General features: G+C 37.4%; 2 protein-coding genes. One reads left to right on the plus strand and one right to left on the minus strand.

The genetic code is table 11. The annotated features are described in order from the left end of the window. Nucleotides 1–212: 212 nt before the first annotated feature. A complete protein-coding gene (locus EGI24_RS14370) occupies nucleotides 213–1,187 on the minus strand; it encodes a toxin-antitoxin system YwqK family antitoxin (RefSeq protein WP_255049154.1) in 975 nt (324 codons plus the stop codon). 67 nt (nucleotides 1,188–1,254) lie between these two features. Between EGI24_RS14370 and EGI24_RS14375 the strand changes: the two genes are divergently transcribed. Next, nucleotides 1,255–1,941: GDP-L-fucose synthase (locus EGI24_RS14375; protein ID WP_255049161.1), on the plus strand; the 687-nt coding region annotated here is incomplete at its 3' end.

Raw genomic sequence — 1,941 nt, forward strand, 5'->3', positions numbered from 1 at the left:
AATTCCTTCATGTTAGAATTCGCTATCCAATTTAACATGAAGAGGATGAAGATTTTAAGAAAATGAAGTTCTTAATGCTCTTCATTTCTTAATTCCTTCATGTTATAATTCGCTATCCAATTTAACATGAAGAAGATGAAGAGTTTAAGTACATGAAGACCTGAACACCTTATGCCTAATTGCCTCGATGCCTTAATGCCTTAAAAAAAACCTCACTTTGGTGCAGTACTATCATAAATCAACTTGCCGTCAGCACTGTATTCCTGCATCACAAAAGGCTCAGAATTATCAAAAATATCTCTAGGATATTGGGTGACTTTCTTGCGGCGATTGCCTCCTGGATAAAACTCTACCCAACGACCAACTTTCTTGCTCTCGTCAAAATGTCCCTCCTCAGCAGTGGTGCCATCTTCGTAAAACTTCCAGTAAGCACCAGTCGTTTTTCCATATATTTTGGGTATAATCTCTTTTATCTTGCTACTGTCTGCATCATAGTAACTGATCTCCGATTCTTGATAAAAACCTTTGTTGTAAACTTCTTTATTAAGCAAATTGAAATCCTTGTCATACTCCATCCACCTGCCATGTTTTGCTCCTAAATAATAATAGCCTTCTCTGGCTAAACTTTCGCCTTTATATTCTTTAAAAGGTCCGTGAAGCAAACTGTTGGTTTTTGTATCTCGGGTCAAAGCATCTACAAATTTCTTGTTTTTTTCATCGTACCAAGTCACCGTCCTGAGATAAGGATTGGGTTTTTGGAAGTTTTTCAAAACGTAGAATTCTTGATATAAAAGTCTGCTACCTGATCCTCTTTTAAAGACCCTTTTGTCTATCGCAATTTTCTCAAAACTTCGTCCATCAAAAACCTCTGCTTTGGCTTTTTCTAAGGCTTTTTTTGCCTTTTTACTTTTTGCTTTTACATCGCTAGAAAGGTTGGGAATGGTCTCGTTTAGAAACTTCTTCGCATCTTCTACAGAACTGATTTTGTTATCCCCAGGAAGATTCAAATTAGCCTTTGGTAAGTTTACATCAAGCGGCACAGTATCTTCTATTCGCTCCTCCAAAGTCATTTTTTTACGGTCAGCCTTTCTTTCTGCTTTGGTTTTAGCCTTCGGAATAATGTCCTGAGCCGAAACAAACGACGAAAATCCAATAATTAAAATGTATATGAAAAGAATTCGTTTCATTATAAGATACCTGTGTAGTACTTTTGTGAGCAATTTGAATTTTCAAAACGTAAATTTCAACAAAAAATTGGAAATATCCGATAAAATATATGTCGCTGGCCACAACGGAATGGTAGGCTCAGCCATAGTCAGAAAACTAAAAAGCCTTGGTTTTACAAATTTCTTGCTAAGAACGTCAAAAGAACTAGATCTTCGAAATCAAACCGAAGTTTTTGATTTCTTGCAAACTGAAAAACCAGATTACGTATTTTTAGCAGCAGCAAAAGTTGGTGGTATCGTGGCCAATAATACCTATAGAGGGCAGTTTTTATATGAAAACTTGCAGATTCAAAATAACGTAATTCACGGATCATATTTGGCTGGTGTTAAGAAATTGATGTTTTTAGGTTCATCGTGTATCTATCCAAAACTCGCACCACAACCTTTGAAGGAGGATTATCTTTTGACCGGACTTTTGGAACCCACCAACGAGCCTTATGCCATAGCCAAAATAGCGGGCATAAAAATGTGCGAAGCTTACCGTGACCAATATGGATGTAACTATATTTCGGTGATGCCCACTAACTTGTACGGTCCAAACGACAACTATGACCTCAATAATTCTCATGTATTGCCAGCGATGATTCGTAAATTTCATGAAGCCAAATTGGAAAATAAACCCAGTGTAGAATTATGGGGAACGGGCTCGCCCATGCGTGAGTTTTTACATGCCAACGACCTCGCCGAAGCTTGTGTTTATTTGATGGAAAACTAC

Origin of the sequence: Lacihabitans sp. CS3-21 (assembly GCF_024343675.1) — a bacterium.
Lineage (GTDB): Bacteria > Bacteroidota > Bacteroidia > Cytophagales > Spirosomataceae > Leadbetterella.